Source organism: Picosynechococcus sp. NKBG042902, from assembly GCF_963864045.1.
Classification (GTDB): domain Bacteria; phylum Cyanobacteriota; class Cyanobacteriia; order Cyanobacteriales; family MRBY01; genus MRBY01.
In genome coordinates this window covers 1-18,785 of sequence record NZ_CAWLTV010000044.1, presented here as the reverse complement: position 1 = coordinate 18,785, position 18,785 = coordinate 1, and the positions used below count along the sequence as shown (strand labels likewise).

General features: G+C 44.9%; 13 protein-coding genes and 1 CRISPR repeat array. Of the genes, 4 read left to right on the top strand and 9 right to left on the bottom strand.

Annotated features, from left to right (window positions below):
* Positions 1–149: 149 nt before the first annotated feature.
* A CRISPR array of direct repeats spans positions 150–691; the repeat unit is 35 nt; unit sequence GTTTCCGTCCCCTTGCGGGGTAAAGGTTTGGAAAG.
* A gap of 532 nt (positions 692–1,223) precedes the next feature.
* A complete protein-coding gene (locus tag AACR41_RS01195; protein ID WP_030008169.1) occupies positions 1,224–1,685 on the top strand; it encodes a hypothetical protein in 462 nt (153 codons plus the stop codon).
* A gap of 163 nt (positions 1,686–1,848) precedes the next feature.
* Entirely contained in the window at positions 1,849–2,562 is a 714-nt protein-coding gene (locus AACR41_RS01190) for a hypothetical protein (RefSeq protein ID WP_030008168.1), read from the top strand.
* A 176-nt stretch (positions 2,563–2,738) separates the two neighbouring features.
* On the opposite strand, the gene AACR41_RS01185 is transcribed toward AACR41_RS01190, so the two are convergent.
* The 9 genes from AACR41_RS01185 to AACR41_RS01145 form a co-directional block, all read right to left on the bottom strand.
* Positions 2,739–4,250 (bottom strand): hypothetical protein, encoded by a 1,512-nt coding sequence (locus tag AACR41_RS01185; RefSeq protein ID WP_030008167.1) that lies wholly within the window; start codon positions 4,248–4,250, stop codon positions 2,739–2,741.
* A gap of 54 nt (positions 4,251–4,304) precedes the next feature.
* A complete protein-coding gene (gene csx2, locus AACR41_RS01180) occupies positions 4,305–5,645 on the bottom strand; it encodes a TIGR02221 family CRISPR-associated protein (RefSeq protein ID WP_030008166.1) in 1,341 nt (446 codons plus the stop codon).
* A gap of 81 nt (positions 5,646–5,726) precedes the next feature.
* Positions 5,727–8,207 carry a TIGR03986 family type III CRISPR-associated RAMP protein gene (locus tag AACR41_RS01175; RefSeq protein WP_223209977.1) on the bottom strand — a complete coding sequence of 827 codons (2,481 nt, stop codon included), beginning with the start codon at positions 8,205–8,207 and terminating at the stop codon, positions 5,727–5,729.
* A gap of 120 nt (positions 8,208–8,327) precedes the next feature.
* Positions 8,328–8,921, bottom strand: coding sequence for a type III-D CRISPR-associated protein Csx19 (gene csx19 / locus AACR41_RS01170; protein WP_045442558.1), 594 nt, complete (start codon positions 8,919–8,921; stop codon positions 8,328–8,330).
* Complete coding sequence (locus tag AACR41_RS01165) at positions 8,918–10,525, bottom strand: RAMP superfamily CRISPR-associated protein (protein WP_030008163.1); 1,608 nt, start codon at positions 10,523–10,525, stop codon at positions 8,918–8,920. Before AACR41_RS01165 ends, csx19 begins: the two co-directional genes overlap by 4 nt.
* Before the next feature lie 2 nt (positions 10,526–10,527).
* Positions 10,528–12,462 (bottom strand): hypothetical protein, encoded by a 1,935-nt coding sequence (locus AACR41_RS01160; protein ID WP_223209976.1) that lies wholly within the window; start codon positions 12,460–12,462, stop codon positions 10,528–10,530.
* A 50-nt stretch (positions 12,463–12,512) separates the two neighbouring features.
* Positions 12,513–12,956, bottom strand: a complete 444-nt coding sequence (locus tag AACR41_RS01155; protein WP_223209975.1) for an RAMP superfamily CRISPR-associated protein — start codon at positions 12,954–12,956, stop codon at positions 12,513–12,515.
* Positions 12,956–14,686 carry a Cas10/Cmr2 second palm domain-containing protein gene (locus AACR41_RS01150; protein ID WP_030008162.1) on the bottom strand — a complete coding sequence of 577 codons (1,731 nt, stop codon included), beginning with the start codon at positions 14,684–14,686 and terminating at the stop codon, positions 12,956–12,958. Before AACR41_RS01150 ends, AACR41_RS01155 begins: the two co-directional genes overlap by 1 nt.
* A 422-nt stretch (positions 14,687–15,108) precedes the next feature.
* Positions 15,109–15,558, bottom strand: a complete 450-nt coding sequence (locus AACR41_RS01145) for a hypothetical protein (RefSeq protein ID WP_030008161.1) — start codon at positions 15,556–15,558, stop codon at positions 15,109–15,111.
* Positions 15,559–15,691: 133 nt separating this feature from the next.
* Here AACR41_RS01145 and cas1 point away from each other — a divergent pair, with 133 nt between their 5' ends.
* Complete coding sequence (gene cas1, locus AACR41_RS01140; RefSeq protein WP_030008160.1) at positions 15,692–17,803, top strand: CRISPR-associated endonuclease Cas1; 2,112 nt, start codon at positions 15,692–15,694, stop codon at positions 17,801–17,803.
* Positions 17,803–18,078 (top strand): CRISPR-associated endonuclease Cas2, encoded by a 276-nt coding sequence (gene cas2 / locus AACR41_RS01135; protein WP_030008159.1) that lies wholly within the window; start codon positions 17,803–17,805, stop codon positions 18,076–18,078. Before cas1 ends, cas2 begins: the two co-directional genes overlap by 1 nt.
* Positions 18,079–18,785 lie beyond the last annotated feature (707 nt).

Here is an 18,785-nt window from a genome sequence, read left to right as displayed (position 1 = left end):
GGGCGAGGGATCTACTCTCAGTAGGGTAAAGCAGTGCTGTTAATTACGGCTGTTTATTTGGAAGGGTGGGATCTCCCCTAATCCCTACTGCTGTAAAGGAGAGGGTGAGGATCCCCCCCAACCCCCCTTGGTAAAGGGGGGAGCCATCGGTTTCCGTCCCCTTGCGGGGTAAAGGTTTAGAAAGATGGACACCCGTACGTTCTAGATCTCCCTGAGGATACTGGTTTCCGTCCCCTTGCGGGGTAAAGGTTTGAAAAGCCAGCCGCCTTTTGTGTGGCGCATGTCCACAAATTGGAGTTTCCGTCCCCTTGCGGGGTAAAGGTTTGGAAAGACCCAAGAAACGCTATGTCTTTTCAAATTGCTACTACTTGTTTCCGTCCCCTTGCGGGGTAAAGGTTTGGAAAGTTCATGTACGTTTACATCTCACTACTCAACCTTGAGAGAAGTTTCCGTCCCCTTGCGGGGTAAAGGTTTGGAAAGATGTCGCATCAGCGGGGATGATGTTTGTATTGGTTCTCAGTTTCCGTCCCCTTGCGGGGTAAAGGTTTGGAAAGCTAAAAATATCAGTCCCTCAGAGTTGTTACGGTTTCCGTCCCCTTGCGGGGTAAAGGTTTGGAAAGTCACTTCGGTGATGACGGAGGACTTTGGGTTGAGGGGTTTCCGTCCCCTTGCGGGGTAAAGGTTTGGAAAGAAACCCATTTTAGAACCCTTGCTCTGACTAGCTTTGAACCCTGCGGATCTCCGTAGGGGTAAAAACCAGCTAAAAAGCACTCCAAAACGAATGGAAATTGCTTACAGGTGGCGTCCGAAACCCTTGCGGCATAAGTGATCCACATAGGGTGAACGAAAAAACTAGGTTTTCGAGGTTCTGATGACCTGCGGCGATGCGCTTTCAATTGCCTTGAATCATAGCAGCCCATTCCCATCCCTACCAGAGTCACGTCGCTTTTCTTTAAACTTTTTAACCTTTGGCTACCACCAAGCCCCTCATACCTTTAATTAATGCCGTATCACACAAAAAAATATCATTCCCCTATTGACCCCATCCCACACTCTTATGCTATGATTCCCTTCGGTGGCCCAAATTGTTGTTACTCCCACCACCCCCAAAGTAGATGACTTAAACGAAACAGTTTCTCCGTCGACTTGACACTTAGTCACAAAATCGCAGGATTCTTGTGTCTATCCTCAAGCCAAACCGAACAACTAGGAGAAACAACCAAATGTCACTACTTAGCCTACAATTCCGTGCCGTTGCCGCTCAACTCAAAGTTTTAGAACAATCCAACCCCAATCTCAGTTTCCCCCGCGTAAAGCAGTTAGTACAAAATCACCTCGGGCGAGAATTTGAACGGGCACTCTACAGTCGTCAGGACATGGAAGACCCCTACACCTACTGGGATCTCCTCCTGATCGATGCCGTACTCCTCCTCGAAGATCACCAAGGCAACATGGCACGGGTCGCAGTGTACGTCGTTCCCAACGAATACAAAGCCCACAAAGCCATCCGCACAGTAACCCAACCCGCTCAATTCAGAGTACGGCAACAGTTAGGGATCAACTATTACTGGGTGCTTTGTCTCGATGCCAAAAAATTCCCCCGCCAAGGACAATGGATTGATTTAATTTACGCCGAAATCGATCGCCAAGGTAGCCAGAAAGCCTGCCGCTTGATCGAGGTCTAGGCCCTACGGGGCATTCGGGGGGATTTGGCACCTCCCCGAAAACCACAACCCACAGGGGACTTCCAGTGGGAGAAATGCCCCATCTCCAGATACGGAAGCCCCCTCTTCATTTAAGTAGCATAATAAATGGTGCTTTCAGGTTAATTGTGGAGTGAACCCAATCATGCAAGCTCAGACTTTTCGCACTGCCGCCCCCAAAATACTGCTCTGTGTCGGACTTGTGAATGTACTGGCCGCCTGTGCCTCAATGCCGAATTCTAACCAGGTGAGTAAATCTAAATTTGCTGGAATTGTCAAACAAGCCCTCTCAGAAAAAGGCGGAGCTGAAGCCTACCAGCAGATCTGCGAAGCTGGCCTCAGGGAAGTCCAATCTCGTAATAGTAATTTTAATGGTGCTGAGATTGTCCCCGTGATCTCAGACAGTCCTTTGTATCCAGAGTTGGCCGCTGAGTTTCCCCCCCAGGTGAATGTGACCGTAGACAATCTCAACGTTAAACCCGCCGAAGAAATCTCTATCTTCGGTATTTCCCTGGCAAGTGTAGCCAATAATATTTATTTTGCCCGTGTCAAGCTGAATGGTTCGTTTAAATGCCCTTTGTATTTTCGAGATAGTCAAGACTTCAGCATTAACAGAGGCAACCAAGTGACCAGTTACTATACTTTGCCTTATCCCGTTGATTTTCAGATTACAGCAGATATTATCGGTCTTGACAGTATCACGACCGGAGAAATCTTGCCAGATTGGACTTTTCTTGCGACCAGTGATTTTTCCACGGGCAGTGAACTTTTAGAGATGGATGTAACCTGGAAGGAAGAAGAAGGGGCCTATGGCTTCGAGGCGAGTGTTCCGAGAACTGAACAAAGCACTTTCTACTAGGGCATTGCTCCACAGCATGGTGCTTTCTAGACTCACCCAATAAATGCTAGGCCAATTGAATAAAAAATTGCTGAAGCCATTACAAAATATAGCTCAGCAATTTTAAAGACAATGGGGCTAATTTATGGATAATTATTGACTTTACTTATCGTCGCTAGTTAAGCAAAGAAGACAGCTTAACGTAACGCAGCGAAAAAGTCTTCAGGTGATTTAAGTCGAATACTTTTTTGGCTTTTAGAATGCTTTAATTCTAGCTCACTTGAAAAACCCAAGCCAAGAATTGGTACCCTGGGGTGGAGCTTAAATATCGTGTTTAAAACATGGGGCTGGATTAAATCTTGCTCATAAAATTTTTGATCCAGCGGTAATACCACACAGAATTTGGCATAGGCCCCACTCCCTTGGCTGAGATTTAAAAGGCGAGCATCTAAATCCTTTTGCGGCAACTCACCAATCTTGGCATCTAAAGAAACCAGAGTGCCTTTTTTAGTGGCAAACAAAAAATCATGTTCAGCTTCGGGATTAGCTGCTTCTAGATTACTTTTGATCTTGGCATTTTTTAAAATATCAACAAAGCCCTCGGTGAATTGAGGTTTGATGTTCTTTAGCCAATCATAGACAATTGTCTCAAAAATAAATCCAACTCCTCCTTGTTGCTCCAGTTGTTGCGATAGTTCATATGAGGAAAAAATACCTGCTGGTAAACTCTGGTATTTCTTTCGATCTATTGAGATTAAATTTCCGGTATATATTTTATCTTTATATTCAGCAAATGCTTTAAATAAATCTTTCTTTAAGAAACGTTTAAAATGCTTAACTGTTTTTATTCTAACAAAAGCTGGACTCAAAATTTTTTGAAATTTGCGCAGTTCATTTGGTTCTTCTGGCAAGGCAAGATTTTCTGAGATAGGTGAATTTTTAATTTGTTTAACAATTTTTAAAACCAACGATTCTAGAATTTTATTTTTCTGGTTGTTGTTAGCATTTTGCAATCTATAATAATCACCTAAAAATATATGAAAATTTTTCCATAAAAATGAATTTTTGAGCTCTTCTTCAGTTAAGCGCTTATCTTCTATATTTGCTATTCTATTCTCTTTTCGTTGTCCATGAATAATCTTTTTTAAAGGGCCTTCTTCGTACAGTTTAAAGAGTTCTCCACCAAAATTTTTAGGATTCTTTTCATAGGAATAAAGGTATTTGTTAAAGATTCTGAGAATCTCTTCGACCCTTAGATCACAGTTGATGGACTTTGCGGTATACTTAAGTTCCCCATTTTCTCTTTGCCAGAGCTCAAGCTGACCATTCCCCATATTGGCATAGGTTACCCGATCATTGCTATTATTGCGTTTATTAAACACATCCCAAATGGCGATTTGTTGTGCTTTCTGACCTCCCCCCAGATTGAAAATTACAGCAGGATAGTTCTCAAGTCTTTCTAGTAATTTTGTTTGAATTAAATCAATGCGACTACTCTCTTCTCGGTCAAGAATAACAGGTGCTTCGATTTTCAACCGACGCTTTTTGAGCACTTGACAAAGGCCTTTGCTCCATCCTTGCTGCTGGGCATATTCCGTTTCAACTAACAAGATGCTAGAAACACCCAACTGTAGTGCTGGCACAGCATTGGCCGTATTTTGTCCGGTAGAAACTGCAACCATTAAAGTGTTTGAAGCTAATTCTGGCATCTTCTACTCACTATTTAAATTAACAAAGGGAAATTTTTTTGGAATTTAATTTTTTTAAAATTTGTTAAAAATTCTGGAAGCTTCCTGGTAAAGATCTTGCCATTTTTCGATAGCATCATTAACCCTTGCTGCACCAGGATTCAAAGTTACATGGGCAATCCGATTGCGAATTTTGCTGACTTTATTATAAAGTTTTGATAAACTCCTATCAAAGTTTCCATAACGATTTTCACCCCCACGATAAATATACTCTCTTTTATTCTTGTCACGAAACTCTTCGCTATATAGGCTTTTTTGGTCAGCTTCAACTCTTTGTGAGTTTTCTTTTTCGCAGGCATAAGTAACTAAGGACTCTGCTAAATATAAATAAGCGGACGAATATCTGCCATTTTGAAAATACCAGTCCGCTAAACGTAGCTGAAACTGGCATTCTAATTCTCGTTTTACAAATCTCTCACAGGTTGACTCTAAATCGGCTTTAATATATTTGAATGGGCTTTGCTCTAGCTTTGTAGTATCAACTTCATTGTTTTCTGCATTTAAGTTTTTCTGTAAGGCAGTTGCTTGTTTTCTAATAGCTGGAGCCATACCCATATTGATCGCCTCAGAAAGATCCTGAATATTTGCGGAAATTTCTGGAGATTGCTCTTTAAGGAGATTGGCAATCAGTTTACCGTCACCATAGGTATTAAAAATATAGCTGCCCTTAATCCATTCCGTCAGGTCAAAGAAGGGCTGTAAATTAACAATGGGTGCAAATTTTTCACCGTGGATATTTTGCATTTCCCGCACAACATCCACCATGCCATAATAAATACCAGCAATGTGAATATTTTTCTCTCTCGGCAAATCCTTAATGAAGTTGATAATCAAAAATAGAAATAGAGGCAATGAACGGAAGGAATGGGTAATGTCGATATAAATCTCATCGCCGTCATCTAAAAAATTAATGATTTCAAAAATGAGGTTAAAGTTGTTCCACAATTCCTCATTGTCCAAACCGTATTTGACGAGGATACATTTAGAGCGATCGCCTAAAACTTCATTAACCCTTGCAAGATCCAGTTCACTGAGATCGCTGCGGTGATCCAAACCATCAATTTGTGTAGCTAGGCTATACCAATAATCTTCGTCAAATTGGATCTGATTACCACTCTGCCTGAGATTGACCTCTTCAGAAAAGTAGCGGTAGACTTCCTCCCACATTGACCGAACAGTGCCAATAAAAATAATCCCATCAAGCTGGAAATGTTGGCACAAAGCAGAGGCTGTAAAGCGACTAGTATACTCTTTGCCATCGATGCGATATTGGGCCTCTTGATATTCTCGATCAAGGGATTCAGGATTTTTGAATCTGCCACCAACACCAACGGGAGAAATAAGAATTTTAGCCATGATTTTTTCTGAAGTTAGTTGATAAAAATTTGTTTGAGAGAAGATTTTAGAGCTTAATATTGCCACGCTTGGTCTTTCTGATTATTGCGTGACCATCTTTAAGCAGTAGGTTGAATCGGAAAAGCTTGGGGGCGTGCTTGTGTTAAGTCTGGCAAAGAAAGTTTTTCGACCATTATTGTGATTTGCAGTTCTATCATTTTTAGCGAACCATTCAAAGGATTCCCCTCGAGGATTAGGTCTCTCATAGATGCGAGGATAACGAATGGCGGCATTATCATCAAAACCCTTACTCGCTCGGCAGAAAGCACTAATAAAGAATACTTGACGAAAACTCTGTTTATACTGATTTTTGACGGCTTCTTGAAAGTCTTTAATACACTGTTGAGGTTGTGTGTCAGCAGAAAGTATGGAGGTCAAATCTTTGTAAAACTCCTGCCAATCTGTCCCTTGGCGTAAATCGGTTTGTTCCCAGTCAATCTCAAGCCACACACTCCCAAACCCATAGGGTTTTGCGCCGCCGAGACGGTGATAGTGAATATTAGGTGAGTCGAGTAGCCAAAGTAACCCCCCCAACTCCACAGAGGAGAGATTCACCACATCAATGTCAAAAGTAAATTCTGTTTCTGGTTTGACCCAGCCTGTAATTGAGCGATTTTGATTATCTCGTTGCTCTGCACCATTAAGACACGGACGACGATATTCTTGGTAGTGACCATTCATCGCCTGCTGAGTGCGATCTTGAGTAGGGCTATTCCAGTAGCCATTGGGTAAACCTTGGTGGTGAGGATAAACTTTGCGCCCCCGTAAGCCTTGGTCATCATATTTATACCCTTCAGATTTTGCGTTGCCGTCAGGTATGGGTCTTCCTTGCTGATCATCTGCGCCATAGAAGCGACTTTGTTGGGGTTTGGGTTGTCCGAGAATATTTAAAGGAAAGCCGCCATTGGTAAAGTTTTCAACAGGATCATTTGTCTGGCAGGTAACACTATGAACTCTTAATTGACCTTTATAGGAACCTTTTCCGTTTTGATTCACCCAGCCAAATACTCGATCTGCGGGGGATAGTTGTTCTTTTTGGGTGGCAGGTTTCAGGGTTTTAGATAGGAAGGAAATCGGTGCTTCTTCGTAGAGTCCCCGCGTAATCATCACAGGATAAAGATCTTTGACTTGATATTGATTATTGTTGTTACTGACATGGGCATAACAAAGCGTTCCATCTGCTAAATTTCGGGCTGCTGCCCCTGCCGTAATATGTCTTGACCAACGGGCATTATTTACGGCTGGTGGCCCTTGTTGTCCCTGGCGAATTTCATCCTCATGGGTGGCTTGATAGTTTTTGATCAGTTCTTTCCACTTTTGAGTCAGTTCTGCTGTTAAAGGAACTTGAAAAGAGTCTTCACTTGTGATGAAAATTCGCTCATCATGTTTTGTCCCAATATTTTTATTATTGATATAAACGTAACCCTCAAATTGATGAATCTCGTCACCTGTTGGTTGATGCTGACCATGACCTTGACTGGGATCAGGTTGTTGACCTAATTCTTGTTCATACCGCACTATTGAGCGCACTTTCCAATAGGTAAAATTTTGTTTGCGATATTTTTCTGCCCAGAATTTCACGCGATCGCCATGTTGAGGGAGTGAATTATCTGGATAACGGACTTCAAATCTTAAACCTGTACCATTACGTTCATATCTAGGTAGCCATGCCGCATACATCGGATGTCCGTTTTGCGGTTTTCCGTCATTGCCAATTTCAGACGTACCAGGATAGAGATGGATTTGTCCATTTTGGATCCGTGCAGGTACCATTTGTAAGCCAATTTTGGCAGGCATTCGATAGGCTAGGCGCTCATCATGTTTATCTAAAATTGCCAGACGGGAATTTGTTATGGCTTCATAGGCAGAACGCAACATGCCTTTAATCGAGGTCGGTGGTAAATAAGGTTTGCCGTCACCTCCAAGGCGTACAGGATAGGTTTTATGGTCTGCATTATTTGTCATTTCTGCCGCATCGGGAATGAGCAACGGCGTCACCGTCGTCAGTTTCACAGAAAGCCGACCAGACCAATGTTCTGGTAAATAACGCCCATGACCCACAGGACGGCGATCGCCTAATTCTCTAGTTACCCCATCTCTAGGCAAAGCAGGTACAAAATTATAGGGATTATGAAAATTGTTGGGAATGACCTCCCTTGAATTTTCTATGGGACGTTGTCGCTCTGGGATCTCTACATTCGGAACTTCGGCAACCGCAGCCTCTGTAGGACGTTGCTGCTCTGGAATCTCGATGTCAGGAACTGCGGCAACCCAATCTTCTCCCTGCTCTCGCAATCGGAGAATTTGTCCGTTTTCTTCCTCAAAGTCAACATCTATACGGCCCTTTGATAGTTTTTCTATCTTTTTTTGTAAAGTTTTAGAGATTTCTTCTGAAGAAGCAAGATCAAGTTTAATGCTTCGATACTGACCATCAGAGCTAATGTAAGAAAGTGTACAAACTTTGACCTGTTGACCTCTTTGATTTTGAGTTTTAATCTCTAAAGTTCCATTTTCAATAGTCATTTTTTATCCTCAATAAAACGAATGTAGTAGTATGATAATTTTTTAATATTGGAAAAAATCCAGAATTATTTAGAAAATATTCTTGAATATCTAACTAAAATTGACTGAAAGAAATCGCCATCATTTGACCTCTAGTTTGACTAATCGTTCTTCAATTGCGCCATAGTTTCCATAGACTTCCTCTGGGGCAATGTATTCATTGGTAATTAGATAAACTCGTTGATCTTTAGCTACAGAATCGGCTAGAGGAATGTCGAGTTTGCCGATGCGGGCTTCTGCTAGTCTAAGCCAGCCTGCTGCTGATGGTTTGTTATTAACCTTTTCACCCCAGAGTAAATATTTTTGTTCAAGGGCTTCTGAATTAAGGGAGGCTTGAGCATCAAAATTATTCAGGTTGAGAGATTGTTCGGAGATAAATACGGCTTGCCCGGAAACGAGGGCTTGATTAAGCCAGCGCAATTCAGATTGCTCGTTAAAAATCCGCGCTTCAAAAACATGCTTGATATCTTCTAGAATTTTCCCCTCAGAATTCTGTAATTGACCGTTATTTAGTTGGGCAATGGTACAGCCTTCGGGAGAGTAGAGCAGGGCGATCGCCTTTTCTAGGTAATCACTCCCGGCGGCGATCGCCTCACTGAGAGTTAGATTATTTTTGCTGGTATAACGATATAAAATTGCATCCCTTAGTTGTGGTTTTTGATGTTGATCGCTCATGCGGCTTGTTCCTCCTTTTGATTGGTTTGCGTAGATGATTTGATCCAGTCTCGCCAAGCTTCCGTCAGTTGTTCTAAAAGCTGGGGATCAAGATCACTGAGATTATTAGCAATGGAATGTTCACCGTTTAATTGATCTAAATTTTTGACCCCGTTAGCGATAGATTGCATTTCTATAACTTCCACTGTGCCCATACCGCGATTTGTGCCGTAGCCAATGGGGATTTTCCGGTTCGCAAAGTCTCGGAGTACGAGGAGGAGGAGGGCGATCGCAGGCTGCAGTAAATCGAAATGGTATTTCTCCAATCGTGCTAAATCGAGGTGAATGCCAATCGGTTCCCAGTCCACTCCAATCGGTTCGAGAACGCTGTAGAGCATCCCGTCAGCGGCTCCTCCCGTCCAGCGATCAATGGCAACGTGCATCGCAGGTTGGAGCTTTTTAAATGCTTCAGTTTCGTCAATCTTTAAGGCAGTAGAAAGTCTTCCTTTTAATTCAGTTAGCTCATCAGTCTGTACTGATCTCCCAGCAAATTCCCTATGATCTTTTGGCGCATTTTCTACGGCGGCCCAGTGCTCAGGATTCATCGGCAACGTACCGTAGCAGTCATCCACTCCGAGGATGCCGATCAAACCTGTTTCAATTTCTTGATTTTTCCTTTTATAGGAAGCTGCACCAAACAGTTCATCAATCAACGATAGCTGCACCTGTTTTAAGAACTTGTCGCCTGTATCTTTTTCGCAGACAGTTCTCACAATCCGCTCGGCATGGGCGCGGAGTACCCCCTTGATGGAACTACCAGGAATGACAAACCGCACATCATTATTCGCTACTCGACTGACGAGGGGCAGAATATCAACGGCAATCCCATCACCTTCGGCTTTTACCATCACCGGATCTTTTGGCTGCCAGTTAATACAGAGATCTAATTTCGCGGGAGATTGATAGGTGATGTTTGCCTTGAGCGTAGACCAATCCTCTTCAAGATCTTGATTCAGGAGGGATTTAAATAGTCCGTCAGCATTATTTAGCTGATGCTTTTCAATTTCAAACTTCTCGATTAATTTGACTTTCCCTAAGCCTCTGGTTTTTGCTGCACCGATACGGATATCCCCATTTTCCAAAGCTAACAATAGTTTCCATAGCTCAGTTGCTTCACTATCTTTTTTGCAATCAAGGGTAATCTTTAGCGGAAAAGTGACGCCTTTAGGCAAAATGGCACGGCTATATTTTGCTTTATCAGCGGCGGCTCCGGTATCGCGATCAATCCCGACCCCTTCCCGAATTTCGATTTGAGGATCGCCACCAATTTCTGCATCATCAATAATGACAAAACTGGCATGACCATTCCCTTGCCTATCTTGAAATCCCCACAGTTGATTGACAGGGTGATCTATTGCTTCTAATTCTTTTTTTGAAAAAGGTTTACTGAGCCAACCACGAAAAGCACCAGCGAGACTGGTTCCGGGAATGTAATAGTTGCCCTTGCCATTAACCGCTAAAGCGAGGTCGGTATCGGCATCACCACCCATGCCGCCCACATGAATGGGGGTTTCTGCTTTGAGCCTGCCAGTAATTTTCCAGCGGGTATGAATTTGACGTGCCATCTTTATGCTGCCTCCTTATTTTGTGATTTCTCTAAATCTCGTTTATGGCCACGAATAACCGCATCAACGAGAGTGCGAACTGCTTCGGCCCAGAGTTCGGTTTTTAATGCTTGTTCGCCATTTTGGGTAATGGTAATTTTTTGCCAATCAATATCCTGATCCTGGGAGAGGTATCGCCATACCTGATGTTGATCAGTAGCTAAAGACCGAATTTGAGCTAATCCATTCGCTGTCTTCTCCCACTTTTCGCGGCGGTTGGCAGTATTTTCTATGGCATTCAGCCAGTTAGTCACTTTATTTTGGTCTTGGGAACGGCGTAGTCTGCGGATCACGGAACGAAGACCACCGAGTTGACTCATAGGGGGATGACTTTCTTCACCAATAATTTTTAGCCCTAAAATCTCCTGACGTTTCTGAGGATCAGCAGCGATCGCCAATGCTTTATTCTCAATTGCTTCCCGCCATGCTGCTTTTTCAATGGTGCGAGCATATTCATGATTCGTTGGGAGTAATGTAGGTGTATTTTGAGGCGGCTCAGAAGAATTGTCTTCACGTTTTTTTTCTTCAAGCTTTGCTGTTAATAGAAGGTCATTAAAGCTGATTTGACCGTAACCTTCCACACGGCGATCGCCAATTCCTTTTACTTCTAGTTCACCTAATTTTTGAGGATCAATATTGCCCTCCACTTCATAAACCAGACAGCTTCCGGCTTGCCAACCGAGCATCGTCGGACGGGGTAAACCCCAGCGCACTTGCCAGGATTCTGTCCGCTGCGATCGCATCATTAAAGACATGAGTTCTTGCTTTGGATCTTCTGATTTAGGAGGTTTCTTGAGAGTAATGCCTAATTCCTGCTCTAAAAGTTCTTGGAGGACTTCCGGATCAGTGGTCGGTTGCAGCGTCTTTTTATCTCGTAGCAAAACATCAGACAAAAACCAAACATATAGGTGATCTTGGTTATTTTCTTGCGGATCAATTGCCTGTGGTTTATTTACTGTAATCTCGATTTTTCCGTATTGATCCTTTTTCGATTGACCAATGCGTAGAGTTCCATTTAATTGAGTCTGCCAGTTTTCATCTTGTTGATCTAACTGTTGCTTAATCGCATCAGGGATCCGAATCTCTGCCCGAAAAGTTGTATTGATGGGAATTGCTTGGTAACTATAAACGCCTCCCACCTCACTGGTCGGTCGTTGTACATCGTCTTTGATTGTGTTGTGGGTATTCACCGTTAACTTAACGGTTTTGTGTTGGGGCAAATGTTTGCTATCGAACTTGCCGACATAGCCACTACGTTCTCCCTTGAGTTGGATTCCTTCCGGTTCTGGTTCCAAGAAGCGATTGTAAACGCCCTTTCCTTTACCTAGGCCGCCGTCTAGCTTTTCACCAAATAAACAAAGAGGCGTTGGTTTTCCTGCTTGTCCATCAATCTCAATCGTGGCATTAGTGATGATAATTTGATTGGTGGCGATCGCCTCATTAAGATCAAAATGTGTACCAATAGTGCGGTGCAGATGGCGAATAAAATAACGTCCGGGGATATAGTCGAGAGATTCCACCACGTTACCGACTGTCCGTTTCGGAATAATAACAGGGGAACAGGTTTTAATCTTTAGGGGAATACGATACCAAGTGTGTTGGGTATTCGCATCTGTCCTTTCGACTGGATTGGCATCAGGATTTAGATTAGGTTTATCTAATGGGAGAGGTTCTAACTGCGGTGGTTCCGGTCTTGATGGGTAATTATCTTTTAACCAATTAATCCAATCATTTTCATTGGTATTATCTCCCTCAGCTTTGAGAACGAACTGACAGTTACCATTGCCCCGTCGTCGTTTACCGCCGAGCCGTTCAACGAACTTCGCGCCTGCCACCAATAATGCATAGACTGTTTCTTGGGTTGTCTGATCTAGGGTCTCATACTCAGCAAAATTCAAGTAACCTTCGGCATTCAACTTTGCTCCGACCCTAACTAATTCTTCAAATCTCAGAAAATCAGGTCTTGCAGAGCCAGTTTCTGGATCAATGGAAACACCGGGTTTAATGAAGGCGATCGCCCCTTGGAGTTTTTTCTTTGTTTTAGGGCTTCTCGAAGGGTAAAGTCTAGGTAGCCAGAGCCAATCGACACGAGCGCTGGGGCGGGTTTGGGTTCAACTGCACCTTCAGCAAGGGCAGGTTGATCACCAAAGATAAAATCAATCCACTTGTGCCATTTTCCTTTCGTCTCGCCATCATCAAGGGCGATCGCCACCTGTTCGCAGCCATCCCGGAGGATACCCGTTAAGGTTTTGGCGGGAATATAGGGCAAATTATCGTGATCCCGTTGAACTGCACTATCAATTTCACCCCGACCGGAACCAGAACCCACATGCCAGTCACTGGTCATTGTGATTTGCAGCGTAAATTTATGCTCGGCTGGTAACTGTGGCATTATTCTGCGTCCTCCGTATTATTTTTGTCTTGATCATTTTTAAGAAAGTCCATCGCATCGAGGGCATCGAGAAAAGAAGTTCGATACTTGTTTGCTTCATCTGTATGGAATAAAGAGTTTTCAGATTCCTTAAAGCTATTGAGGCTGTTATATCGTTGTTTGATCAGGCGATATTGCGCATCGGCAGCCGCTTGGCCGATATGTAGAGCGGTGCGAATATTACTGCCTTGACTCCTGGCAAGATCCCCATCCTTGAGTGCTTGAATGCGGGTGGCTAATTTCGACCAGTCATGACGGTCGGCCCAAACTTTTCCGGGTTCTTTGGCTCCTTCCAAACTGTGACTCACCACATAGGGGCGGTTGTGCAGCAGTGTGTTTTCCTCTGGTTGGAGGCGATCGCGAATCTCGTCAAAGTCTGCGCCGCTACTGTCGTAGAGAATATGAAAATCAATGGCAGAGCAGGGAAAAGGTGTATTTTCTTCTATCTGCTTAGTGGGAATACACTTAACGGTTTCTTTGACGGTTTTAGCTGATTTGATCAGTCTTTCAGCGAGATGGTAAGCCACGGAGAATGGGAAATGGGGTTTAATCACCGCAATCCCCGCACAGGCTGACAGCTTTTTCACCCCAAAAGCTTTACTGGCAATATTCCTAATATCCTTATGCTTTGCGGTTTGTATTTCAAACTCCTGGAGGAAAACCCGCGTGAATTCGAGGGCATACTGACCATGACAAATCACTGTGAGATCGTCCCCACCGACAATTAGTGGCACAATCGGTAAAAAATCGTTCTTTTTATTATCTTTTTCAAAAACCTTTAATGCTTCTCGAAAAGCTGCTTCTGTACAGTCATCGAGGGCAAGGGAAAAGCGACGAAATTCATTGGCATAGGTGCGATTATCCGGCTCACTAATATACTTTTGAAAATTCAGAAAGATTTGTCCTAAGCCATTGCCATCGGCATGGACAATCGCAATCCAAGATAGATCCTCTTCAAATTGTTTCTCTAATTTGTCGAGATCCTGAAATAGTTTGTGGGGTTTGGCGATCGCCTGTAATCTTTCCTGAGCTTTAGGAGCCGTTTCCCGCTTCTGGTCACTTACCGATGACAGCCTTTCCCTTTCGTCACTATTACCGGGTTTTGGTTTAAAGACTGATGCTGGCAATTCACTCACCGCACAGTCCGCCATAATCGGTAACCGGAGAAAACGACTTTGGGGTGAGGTGGCGCGTTCAGCACGGACTTTCTCATAGGTTTTATGCACCTGGGCGATCGCCTTTGAGAGAGCTTCTGGGTTGGTCTCCCAATCCTCAATCACTTCATAAACGCCCATGATGTCTAGCCCTGGCGCTTCTAGGATTGCTTTTTTCGTCACCGCTTGAATGACCGCTTGGGCCGTATCTTTTGTTTTCGTGAGCAATAACGCTTTACCAGAAGCTGCCGTTAAAATTTCAATTTGATGCTTCCCATCTTGCTGAAACTCAATGGGCCTATTTTTATCCTTAATGGGCCTATTTTTATCGTCCCGTAGTAGTATCCGTAATCGTTCTGGATCTTGCCAAACTTGCCAAGACGGAGTTTTGGTTAATGTACCTACCGTCTCTAAGATCAATTGGGTTCCAGCCCGATAGGTCAATTCAGAAGCACCAATATTTTCTCGCAGCTTGTTGGTCGAAAAAATAAACTGTTGGTTGCCGGAAGTTTCGATTAAAACAAGGTAATAAGTCATAAAGTAGCACTGCTTAAAAAGAAAAAGCCTAGAGCCAGAGTCTTCTGAAGATTTAGCATGGGTCGTTGGCTTTTAGCCGAGGTCTCCCTGGGGGCAGGAAATATTTAGGGTGAATGAACAATCACCCTTGATCCAAGGCTGATATCATCACTAAATTGGCAAATAGAAAAAGGCGGATTTTTAAAGTAATTGGACAATTTTTGACTGAGAAGTTGAATGCTTCTACCAATGCTATAGAAACACTTTGGTTGAGTTCTCGTAAATTTAACAATTCGTAGAGAAAGCATTGATGCGGCTCTCTGGTGTTCCTAGAGGAACCATGGGTGCATGGAGACTTACATAGGAAAAGGTCTAAAAATAATGAGCTAGCCTCTTAAATCCCCCAAATTGAGGGACTAAGAGATTTTTAGCAATCACTGAGGTCAAGGAAGCACACACCACACAACGCTGCCCTGCTGTTCTGCCCAAGCACGAGGATTGCTGTTTTGTTCACGACAGGCTTTATCGATCCACACAGCTTCGTAGGTGGTCTGTTCGCGACCAACATTGGTATTCGTGGTAGAGCGATTGCCACTAGCACCAATCCCGATATTAAAGATCCCAAAGCCACCACCGATCTCGCCCCCCGTCTCTGTTTCCCCTAGGTTGCGATAGGTAAAACCGCATTCATGGGTGTTTCTGCGTCGGTTATAGCGGTGCCAGCCATCCCTGGTATATTGCCGACCATTCCAGACATTCCCCTGGGCAAAGATCCGCTTGCAATAGCGGTGTACGTCGAGGTGATGGCGGCGGTTGGCGCTGGCGGGTAGGGTGGCGATCGCCAAAAGTCCAAGGGTAGCGACACCGAGGATCAGTTGTTTGGGCTGCATCATTTGTTGTTTCCTCTGATTACCTTTCGTTGTGTTGTTTTGCAATCTTGGTTTTTATTGTGCCATCATAATGAAGACCCCTCTTCATATTTTTTTGGATGATGAGCAATCAAGCAACTCGCATGGGGAAACCGCGATGGCCCAGCGCACAGTAGATCAGTTTGTCAGTGAAGCAAATTTTATGGCGGCTTGGCAAAAGGTTGCGGCGAATCACGGCTGTGCGGGGATTGATGGCCAAAGTATCCTTGCCTTTTCCGATCATCTCCAAGGGCACTTGGATCATTTACGGCGGGGGGTTAAAACCGGTACCTATTGCCCCTTACCCCTCAAGCAGGTCTTTATCCCCAAGCGATCGCACCAATGGCGAGAGTTGCGCATCCCGGCCGTGGCAGACCGCATTGTCCAACAGGCCCTCTTGAATGTGCTTTACCCAATCCTGGAGCCGGAGTTCGAGGTCTGTAGTTTCGCCTATCGGCCAGGGCGTTCCCATCGCATGGCGGTGGATCAGATCCATGCTTTTTCCCGCCGGGGTTATCGCTGGGTCATGGAGGCCGATATTTTTGACTATTTTGACCACATTGGCCACAGGCGACTGTTGGCGGAGGTAGCAGAGCGGCTCCCAGGCCAGGATCCGTCATTTTGTGATCTTGTTTTGCAGTTGGTACAGCAGTGGATTGCGGTGGGGGTGGTTACCCAGTCTGGGCTAATTCTCCCCCAGGCGGGCATCCCCCAAGGGGCGGTGATTGCGCCGATTTTGGCGAATGTTTATCTCGATGATTTTGATGAAGCGCTGTTGCGCACCCCTCTAAAGTTAGTCCGTTATGCAGACGATTTTGTGATCCTGGGGCAACGGGAGCGACAGGTGCAGAAAATCTTGCCCGAAGTGGCGCAGCAGATGGCCGAGATCGGTCTCCAGCTCAACATGAGCAAAACGCGGATCACTAATTTTCAGAAGGGTTTTAAGTTTTTAGGGCATATTTTCGTGGGGGATCTTGTTGTCCCAGCCCAATCACCCCCCCGCAGCAAGACACCCTTACCCCAACCGCAAACCGCCACGAATCTGCGGGTCGTCCATGCAGAGCAGTCTAGGGCGGCCCCGACCCAAATGCAGCGGGCAATGGTAGCGGCCCTCCAGGGGTCTCAGCAGCCCATTCCGCCACCGTTATTTGTGGTTTTAGGTTACGAGGTGCGCCAAAAGGAGCGGGTACAAATTATTTCTCAGGAGGCCATTTGGAAAGCGGGTATGTCTACGTTATATCTAGTGCAGCAGGGCACCACAGTCAAAAAAGAACAGGGACGTTTTTGTGTAAAAACACCGCCGGAACATCTGTTTGAGATGCCAGTGCGGGAGGTGACCCAGGTTTTGGTCTTTGGCAATATCCAACTGACCACAACGGTGATTACGGAATGTTTGGAGCGGCAGATCCCGGTGTTGTTTTTCTCCCAGTTCGGCGACTATCGGGGCCATCTCTGGAGCGTCGAACATGATGATATCCGCACGGAGCTGTTGCAGTATCAGCGCCAGGGGGAGGCACATTTTACCCAGGAAGTGGCGCGGGCGATCGTGGGGGCGAAGCTAATGAACTCACGGCTGTTGTTATTGCGGCTGAACCGTAAGCGCAAAAGTGATCAAGTCAGTCGGATCATTGAGGCTCTGTTAGAAGATGTGGATGCGGTGGCGGCGGCGGAGTCCCTTGAGCAGTTGCGGGGCCACGAGGGGGCTGGGGCGGCGCGGTATTTCCAAGGGTTGGGGCAGTTAATCGTCAATGAGGGGTTTTCGTTTACGGGGCGCAATCGGCGGCCGCCGAAGGATCCGGTCAATTCTCTCTTGAGCTTTGGTTATACGTTGTTGTTTAACCATGTGCTGAGTTTTATTTTGGCGGCGGGGTTAAATCCGTATTTGGGGCATTTGCACGGGTCAGAGAAGAAAAAGACGTTTCTGGCATTTGATCTGATGGAGGAATTTCGTTCGCCGATTGTGGATAGTTTGGTGATCCGTTTGATTAACCAAAAGTTTGTGAAGCCGACGGATTTTACTTGGCCCAATGAGGCGGGGGGCATTTATCTCAGTGATGTGGCGCGGCGGCCTTTTTTGCAGCAGTTTGAGAAGCGCCTTTCTTTGGAGGTTGCCCACCCTGATGTGGCTGAGCCTGTGTCCTATCGGCGGGTGATCCAGTTACAGGTTGAGCGCTATAAACAGGCGTTGATCAACCAAACACCCTATGAACCTTATCAAAGGCTAGGATAATGCTGGTTTTAGTGGTTTACGATATTCCAAATAACAAACGCCGCACTAAGTTAGCCAATTGTTTGGAAGGTTACGGGCGACGGGTGCAATACAGTGTGTTTGAGTGTTTTTTGTCTTTGTCAGAAATGCGCAATTTACACAAGGCATTGCAAAAGCTGGTTAATGAGCAGGAGGATAATGTGCGCTTATATTGGATCACTCAGGATGCTTTTTCGAGAATTTTGACTATTGGCAGTCCTAAGCCGGAACCGCCGCCAAATTATTACATTATCTAAAGATGTCCGTAAAAAGTTTGTCAGGTTTGGAAATCTATTGCTAAGATTTTGCGTATTAAAAGCGCGATCTCCACAGGTCGCCCGAACCTTGAAAGCCGCATTATTACGTTGACCTATGGAGATGCCTTGCCCAGTAAGGGTTTCAGGCGTCGAAAATGAGTAATTTCCATTGGTTTTGGTCTGCTTTTTCGGCTGTTTTGACCCCTATGGAGATCCGCAGGGTTCAAAGGCAGTCACAGCAAAGGTTTCAAAATGGGTCTCTTTCCAACCCAACTCCCCGCAAGGGGACGGAAACGCACCTACTATTACGGCCTCTTTATTCAAGTAAAATTGGCCATCTTTCCAACCCAACTCCCCGCAAGGGGACGGAAACGCCATCCCAGGCCAATTCCCCTTGAATATATTTTTCTACCGCCTTTCCAACCCAACTCCCCGCAAGGGGACGGAAACAAGCGAAGTTCTACCTCTCCAGAAGTTTCGGCGGGGAATGCCTTTCCAACCCAACTCCCCGCAAGGGGACGGAAACGACATGCTCCCCCCCTTTCTCAAGGGGGGTTGGGGGGGATCCCACCCTTTAGCTACTTACAACTAGAGTTTGATATTCTTACGCCCTCTCCTTCACAACAAGAAAGTTGGGGAGATCCACCCTTCCAAACAAATAAACAGCCGTAATTAACAACACTCTTTTACCCCGCTGAGAGTAGATC

Coding starts and splice junctions, on each gene's coding strand:
- AACR41_RS01195 (WP_030008169.1), top strand. CDS start 1,224: ATGTCACTACTTAGCCTACAATTCCGTGCCGTTGCCGCTCAACTCAAA.
- AACR41_RS01190 (WP_030008168.1), top strand. CDS start 1,849: ATGCAAGCTCAGACTTTTCGCACTGCCGCCCCCAAAATACTGCTCTGT.
- AACR41_RS01185 (WP_030008167.1), bottom strand. CDS start 4,250: ATGCCAGAATTAGCTTCAAACACTTTAATGGTTGCAGTTTCTACCGGA.
- csx2 (WP_030008166.1), bottom strand. CDS start 5,645: ATGGCTAAAATTCTTATTTCTCCCGTTGGTGTTGGTGGCAGATTCAAA.
- AACR41_RS01175 (WP_223209977.1), bottom strand. CDS start 8,207: ATGACTATTGAAAATGGAACTTTAGAGATTAAAACTCAAAATCAAAGA.
- csx19 (WP_045442558.1), bottom strand. CDS start 8,921: ATGAGCGATCAACATCAAAAACCACAACTAAGGGATGCAATTTTATAT.
- AACR41_RS01165 (WP_030008163.1), bottom strand. CDS start 10,525: ATGGCACGTCAAATTCATACCCGCTGGAAAATTACTGGCAGGCTCAAA.
- AACR41_RS01155 (WP_223209975.1), bottom strand. CDS start 12,956: ATGCCACAGTTACCAGCCGAGCATAAATTTACGCTGCAAATCACAATG.
- AACR41_RS01150 (WP_030008162.1), bottom strand. CDS start 14,686: ATGACTTATTACCTTGTTTTAATCGAAACTTCCGGCAACCAACAGTTT.
- AACR41_RS01145 (WP_030008161.1), bottom strand. CDS start 15,558: ATGATGCAGCCCAAACAACTGATCCTCGGTGTCGCTACCCTTGGACTT.
- cas1 (WP_030008160.1), top strand. CDS start 15,692: ATGGCCCAGCGCACAGTAGATCAGTTTGTCAGTGAAGCAAATTTTATG.
- cas2 (WP_030008159.1), top strand. CDS start 17,803: ATGCTGGTTTTAGTGGTTTACGATATTCCAAATAACAAACGCCGCACT.